The sequence below is a fragment of the Lactiplantibacillus garii genome (assembly GCF_003885105.1).
Lineage (GTDB): Bacteria > Bacillota > Bacilli > Lactobacillales > Lactobacillaceae > Lactiplantibacillus > Lactiplantibacillus garii.
The window spans coordinates 1-6379 of sequence record NZ_QWZQ01000071.1 but is presented as its reverse complement, the minus strand read 5'-3'; the positions used below and the strand labels follow the sequence as shown (position 1 = coordinate 6379).

Annotated in this window: 6 protein-coding genes; 4 read left to right on the top strand and 2 right to left on the bottom strand. The window is 49.1% G+C overall.

The genetic code is table 11. The features are described 5' to 3' along the window. Positions 1–90 precede the first annotated feature (90 nt). The 4 genes from D1831_RS13500 (at position 91) to D1831_RS13485 (ending at position 3370) form a co-directional block, all read left to right on the top strand. On the top strand, positions 91–606 hold the full coding sequence (locus D1831_RS13500; protein WP_125073371.1) for a hypothetical protein: 516 nt from the start codon (positions 91–93) through the stop codon (positions 604–606). A gap of 178 nt (positions 607–784) precedes the next feature. Next, entirely contained in the window at positions 785–1156 is a 372-nt protein-coding gene (locus D1831_RS13495; RefSeq protein ID WP_125073370.1) for a cupredoxin domain-containing protein, read from the top strand. A 13-nt stretch (positions 1157–1169) separates the two neighbouring features. Next, positions 1170–1448: a cupredoxin domain-containing protein gene (locus tag D1831_RS13490; RefSeq protein ID WP_125073369.1), complete on the top strand. Its 279-nt coding sequence runs from the start codon at positions 1170–1172 to the stop codon at positions 1446–1448. Then, complete coding sequence (locus tag D1831_RS13485) at positions 1445–3370, top strand: copper-translocating P-type ATPase (protein WP_125073368.1); 1926 nt, start codon at positions 1445–1447, stop codon at positions 3368–3370. The genes D1831_RS13490 and D1831_RS13485 overlap by 4 nt, the downstream gene beginning before the upstream one ends. A gap of 121 nt (positions 3371–3491) precedes the next feature. On the opposite strand, the gene D1831_RS13480 is transcribed toward D1831_RS13485, so the two are convergent. Both D1831_RS13480 and D1831_RS13475 read right to left on the bottom strand, forming a co-directional pair. Further along, positions 3492–4331 (bottom strand): MurR/RpiR family transcriptional regulator, encoded by an 840-nt coding sequence (locus tag D1831_RS13480; RefSeq protein WP_125073367.1) that lies wholly within the window; start codon positions 4329–4331, stop codon positions 3492–3494. A 67-nt stretch (positions 4332–4398) separates the two neighbouring features. Next, positions 4399–6294, bottom strand: coding sequence for a PTS fructose transporter subunit IIABC (locus D1831_RS13475; protein ID WP_125073366.1), 1896 nt, complete (start codon positions 6292–6294; stop codon positions 4399–4401). Positions 6295–6379 lie beyond the last annotated feature (85 nt).

The window sequence follows — 6379 nt, the reverse complement described above, 5'->3', positions numbered from 1 at the left end:
TAAAGAATATTTAATGGCTGAATTTAAAAAATAATTTTAATATAATTTTATTATGCTAAAATTAATAATGCTATGTGAGGAGGAAATTAAATGGAAGCTATGCTACTAGTTGTTAGTATCTTATTAATTGTCATTTGGGGTGTTATTGATCGTAAGTCAATTAGGCCGCTACGAGCGTTTACTAAAATTGGAATTGTCACGTATTTGGTGGCTTTAATTTGTTTTAGTGCGGCAGAAGTAATTACTGAAGCACCGGCAAACGTTTATGCCGTGTACGCAGGGGCTGGTTTCTCGGTAATTACGATTTTGGCAATTGTTAATGTGATCACTGGTGGAATCGCAACGTTAAACGTTTCACGGGCAACCCGCACGTTTTTTGATACGGCGGCCATGGCCATTTTATTTAGTATTTTAGTAGCGTTAATTCAAATTGCACCGACAACTGCTTCGGCCCGGTCCTACTTATTGTTAATGGACTTTGCGTTAATTGCCGTCATGGTTGTGATTGCGGTTATTGCACTATTGGTTATCGTTATGAAAATCCTTTTTGGTTCAGAAAAGGAAGTTACCGAAGATCAAAATAATTCAATCGATCCACAAGCATAATGCTATTATATAAAATTATTAAGGAAGCCTATCCGTCAGACGTGGTGGGCTTTTTATTTTACCCGTAGTTTTAGATTTATCGTTGACAATTGTAAACGATCGCTGTATGATAATTTATGTTGATTACAGATGTAAACATAAATTGAGTGAAAGAGCATTGATTTAGGAGGAAATTGTCATGGTTAAAATTGTGGTGTTATTAGTTGGGATAGCAGCGATTGGGTTCATTTTATGGTGGTTCTTTGGTAAACACGAGGTGGCCGAAGTTAGTGCTCAAACGACTGGTAAGCAACAGCAGATTGATATTGAGGTCAGCGGTGGTTATTCACCCGAAAACGTGGTTTTAAAGCGGGGCGTGCCCGCGGTACTGAATTTCACCCGCAAGGACGCGTCTAGTTGTCTTGATCACGTGGTGTTCAGTGATTTTGGCATCAACCGCGCGTTACCTAAAGATCAGCAGGAAAGTATCGAGATTGATACTAGCAAGCCCGGTGAATACCAGTGGGCCTGCGGGATGGACATGTTTCACGGCAAGTTAACCATTAAATAACGGGGGTCATAACATGGATAATAAAAGGAAACAACGCGTTAACGTTACGGTTAAGGGCGGTTACGAACCGGCAGTCGTTGAGTTGCAACGGGGCGTGCCCGCGGAATTAACCTTTACCCGCACGAGTGCACAGGGGTGTCTGGACGTGGTGCACTCAACGGCCCTGGGCTTTGAAGCCCAATTGCCGTTAGACGAACCCCAGACGGTTGAGGTACCAACCGACCAGGCCGGAGACTTTGATTTCAGTTGTGGCATGGACATGTTCCACGGAAAGGTTGTGATTAAGGGATGAGTATTACAAAACGTTTTTGGATATCATTAATCTTTTCACTCCCAATGCTGGCTAACATGGTCTTAATGCCGTTCGGCTGGATGTTGCCGGGGGGCGCTTGGACCCAGCTAATTTTAACCACGGTCGTGATGGTCGTTTCGGCCGGCCCGTTTATCCAAAGTGCCTGGGCGTCGTTTACGAAGCACCACGCCAACATGGATACGTTGGTCGCCATTGGAACGGCTACGGCATACTTCTACAGCATTTACGCGATGGCGACCGGCCAAGCGGTCTTCTTTGAAAGTGCGGCCTTCGTCACCACCTTCGTTTTACTAGGTCAGGTTTTCGAAGAACGGATGCGCAACAACGCGTCTAGTGCCGTTGAAAAGCTGGTTAATTTGCAGGCCAAGGACGCCGAAGTCTTACGGGACGGCCAGTACGTGCGGGTCCCGTTAGAACAAGTGGTTCTTGGTGACGTGCTCCGGGTGAAACCTGGCCAAAAGATCCCGGTCGACGGAATCGTTGTAAAGGGAAGTTCCAGCGTCGACGAATCGATGGTGACCGGTGAAAGTATGCCGGTGTCAAAGAACGTGGACGACGCCGTCATTGGCTCGACGATTAATAGCAACGGAACCTTCCTGTTCAAAGCTAACAAGGTTGGCGACCAGACGATGTTATCCCAAATCGTAGAACTCGTTAGAAAAGCGCAGAATAGTCACGCTCCGATTCAAAAGTTAACCGATAAAGTTTCGGATATTTTTGTGCCGGTCGTTTTAATTTTAGCCATCGGGACTTTCTTAACTTGGTACGTTTTCTTAAATGCGAGTTTGGCAAACGCGTTAATTTTCGCGGTTTCAGTCGTCGTGATTGCTTGTCCGTGTGCCTTAGGGTTAGCGACGCCCACCGCGTTAATGGTTGGGACCGGTCGCGGAGCTAAGATGGGGATCCTCATTAAGAACGGTGAAGTACTGGAAGCCGTGAACGACGTGAAAACCGTTGTTTTTGATAAAACGGGGACCATTACCGTTGGTAAACCCCAAGTGACGGATATTGTTGGTGATCAGGACCAAGTTTTAGCACTGGCGGCTAGTTTGGAGGAAAATTCCGAGCATCCCTTGGCCGCGGCAATTTTAAACCGGGCCAAGGAATTAAACGTGGACGTTAAATCGGCGGACAATTTCCAAGCCGTGGAAGGTAAGGGCGTCGCCGCACAAGTGGACGGTCACACCGCGGTTGTTGGGAACCACAAGTTACTAGCTAACTTTAAGTTTGACCCGGCGATGGAACGGCGGGAAACCGCGTTACAAGACGCCGCCAAAACGGTTGTTTACGTTGGCTTGGATGACCAAATTATCGGGATGATTGCCATTCAAGACGTTGCGAAGGAAACCTCCAGGGAAGCGATTGCCGATTTAAAGGCCCGCGGGCTTAAGACGGTAATGCTGACAGGTGATAACCAGCGGGTGGCTAACGCCGTGGCTCAGCAGGTTGGGATTGACCAAGTGATTGCCGACGTGTTGCCGGGGGATAAAGCCGACCACGTGCAGGCGCTCCAGCAAACTGGTAAGGTAGCTTTCGTGGGTGATGGCATCAACGACGCACCGGCACTGACGGTGGCCGACGTGGGCATCGCAATGGGGTCTGGAACCGACGTAGCGATTGACGCCGGCGGGATCGTGCTCGTTAAAAACGACCTCCGTGACGTGGATAAAGCCTTAGCGCTTAGTAGAAAAACGTTTAGCCGGATTAAGCTCAATTTATTCTGGGCATTTATTTACAACGTCCTCGGCATTCCGGTGGCAGCCGGGGTATTCTTTGCAATTGGTCTGTCACTTAGTCCGGAATTAGCCGGCTTAGCGATGGCGTTCAGTTCGTTATCGGTGGTTACGAGTTCCGTGCTGTTGAATAAGGCAAAGATTACGACCCGGACCCGGGTTGCGTAACCGGGAAGGCTTTCGCTAATTGGCGGGGCCTTTTATATTATTGATGATTAATGGCCAAAAAGACCGTCCTCGTGAATCAACTTACTTGATCTACTGGGACGGTCTTTTTAATGGTACGATACTAAATTTTACCGGTTGAAATAATATTTTCGTGGCGCTGGATGCCACTTAACCGTTGGCGGTCCTCCGCAATTAGGAGTAAAAACAACGTTTCGGTGGCGGTCATGGCCGCTACCCTAGAAAAGTAGTAATCCGAATTTAACACGTGTTGCCGCACCGAAGTCCTGAGGTGGTGGTCGGCTTTCAGGGCAATCGGTGAATCCTTCCGGTTAGTGATTGCGATAACCTGCATGCCACGTTGGTGGGCCACGTCTACCTGCTTTAATAGTGCCTTAGATTCGCCGGAATTGGAAATGACGAGTAACACGTCGGCGGGCGTTAGGTTAAGCGTTTGTCCAATGGCCGTGGACCACGACTCGTCGCCGATAGCCAAAATTCCGATTTGGTTGAACCGGTAGATGGCGTCGGCCACGACCGGGTAAGTATTACCTTCCGCCGCTAATTGCACGATCCGGGCGTGATCCAGCAAGTGCAAAATTTTTTTGACCACCGGAGTTGCAAAACCGGCGAGGGTGTTACTGATTTCAGCAATCTTATTACTTTTGATGTTGGTAAGGGCCTGCTGAACGTTATCGATGTTGATTTCGTCGTAGTAGGTTGACTCGTCATCGGCTACTTTGGCCAACTGAATTTTGAGTTGGTGAAAACCGGTTAAATCCAGGTTTTTGCAGAACCGTGAAATCGAAGCTTCGCTCACCTGGGCTTTGTTTGCTAACTCGGAAATCGTGTAGTTAACGGCCGCTTGTGGCGCGGCCAATACTGCCTGGGCAACCTTATGGTCGGTAGCGGTCATTGAACCGAGCTTACTGTAGATGACGTCAATAATATTGTCATTATCCATAAATAATAGCTCCTTTAAATGGACTCGTTAGTCCCATTCTACCGAAAACGGAACGATTAACCTAGGATTATTGCTGCGGTTGTTTCCAAAGGCCATAAATTGTACCGGCAACGAGCGCGCCAATTAACAGAGCAAAGACGAAAAATAGGGGATTGTGCATTAGTAATACGACCCACAAACCGCCGTGGGGCGCCGGGACGCTAACGTGCCAAAGTTGGGCTAGGCCGCCACCCAGAATTGAACCAACCAAGCAGGAACCAATAACCCGCACCGGGTCGGCGATGGCGAACGGAATCGCGCCTTCGGTAATGAAGGAAATCCCTAAAACGTAGTTACTGATACCGGCCTTCTGTTCATCAGCGGTGAACTTACGCCGCCAAATGGTGGTCGCGATGGCGATGGCTAACGGTGGAACCATCCCACCAATCATAACGGAAGCCATCATACTCCCGTTACCGGTGGCACTTAGAACCCCGATAGCGGTTGTGTAGGCCGCCTTGTTAACGGGGCCGCCCAAGTCAACGGCCTGCATCCCACCGAGAATTGCGCCCAATAAGACCGCGTTGGCGGTGCCCATCGTGGTTAGGAAGTGAACGAGGGCCAGGTTGACTACTGAGAAAACGGGGTCAATTGCGAAGTACATCAGGGTTCCAACGATTAAAAGACCAAGAACCGGAAAAATAATCATCGGTTTTAACCCGTCCAGTGATTTAGGCATCTTGCGAAAGAGGTGCTTTAAACCGAGCATGACGTAACCGGCCAAAAAGCCGGCGATAATGCCACCGATAAAACCGGCACTCCCGTTGGCTTTCACCACACTGGCACTGGCTAAGGTGGCCATGTAACCGCCAACGAATCCGGGCATCAGGGCGGGCCGGTCAGCGATTGAATACGCGATGTAGCCCGCTAAAATCGGAATTAGGAAGCTAAAGGCGTTGGTGCCCAACGAATTTAGGAAAACGAAGGCGGTGGAATTTTTTCCGAGCGACTGTTCCAACAGGAATGAAATCGCTATCAGGATCCCACCACCAACCACGAAGGGCAACATGTTGGAAATACCACTCATGAGGTCTTGATAAACGTGGTGCCAAAGTCCGTCGGTTGCTTGGGCTTGGTCGGTAGCAGCTGGCGCACTGCCATCCGCGTGAAAGGTTGGCACGTTGCCAGCTAAAGTCTGCTTAATTAGTTCCTCCGGCCGTTTAATCCCGTCAACTACTGGAACCTGGAGGAGTGGTTTGCCATTAAAGCGGTCCATAGCAACCTTTTTATCGGCGGCCACGATTACCCCCGCCGCCCGGTCGATCTCTGTGGCGGTGAGCAGGTGTTTAACGCCTTCCGAACCGTTCGTTTCTACCTTTAAGTTAACGCCTAGTTGGTTAGCCGCGTCGTGGAGGGCGGATTCGGCCATGTACGTATGTGCAATCCCGGTGGGGCAGGCGGTGACGGCCACTAGGTAGGGTTGTTGAGCAGTGTTTTTTGCCGCGGGGCTGGTCGCTTTGACGGCCTTTTTTTGTTGTGCGGCCGTAAAGAGCTGCTGAACTTCGGCGGGGGTCGTCGCCGTTTTAAGGGCCGCAATTAACGTCGGGTCCAATAGTAACGAGGATAATGCGGCGAGGGCTTGCAAGTGCATGTCGTTAGCGTGGTCGGGAACGGCAATCATGAAAAACAGGTTAACGGGTTTTCCATCGAGGGCGTTGTAATCAATGCCAGTTCGGCTACGAGCAAATAGGACGGCGGGCTGTTGGACGGCCGCGTTCCGGGCGTGTGGCATGGCGATGCCGTCACCAATCCCGGTGGTGGCTTCGGTTTCCCGCTTTAAAATATCCTGACGATAGAGGGCCTGATTGTTGATGATACCGCTTTCAAAAAGTTGCGTAATCATTTCATCTAAAGCGGCCGGTTTAGTGGTGGCCGTTAGATCCATAATCATAATATCGGGTTTTAGTAATTCAGTGATCTCCATATTGAAAATTCCTTTCTCTTATTAAATAAACATGAAATTATTTATCGGAACAAATGTAGTTTATTTTCACTCAATTGTCAAACAT

What these genes read in the sequence shown, in the direction of transcription:
- D1831_RS13500 (WP_125073371.1), top strand. Translation starts at nt 91, where the DNA reads ATGGAAGCTATGCTACTAGTTGTTAGTATCTTATTAATTGTCATTTGG.
- D1831_RS13495 (WP_125073370.1), top strand. Translation starts at nt 785, where the DNA reads ATGGTTAAAATTGTGGTGTTATTAGTTGGGATAGCAGCGATTGGGTTC.
- D1831_RS13490 (WP_125073369.1), top strand. Translation starts at nt 1,170, where the DNA reads ATGGATAATAAAAGGAAACAACGCGTTAACGTTACGGTTAAGGGCGGT.
- D1831_RS13485 (WP_125073368.1), top strand. Translation starts at nt 1,445, where the DNA reads ATGAGTATTACAAAACGTTTTTGGATATCATTAATCTTTTCACTCCCA.
- D1831_RS13480 (WP_125073367.1), bottom strand. Translation starts at nt 4,331, where the DNA reads ATGGATAATGACAATATTATTGACGTCATCTACAGTAAGCTCGGTTCA.
- D1831_RS13475 (WP_125073366.1), bottom strand. Translation starts at nt 6,294, where the DNA reads ATGGAGATCACTGAATTACTAAAACCCGATATTATGATTATGGATCTA.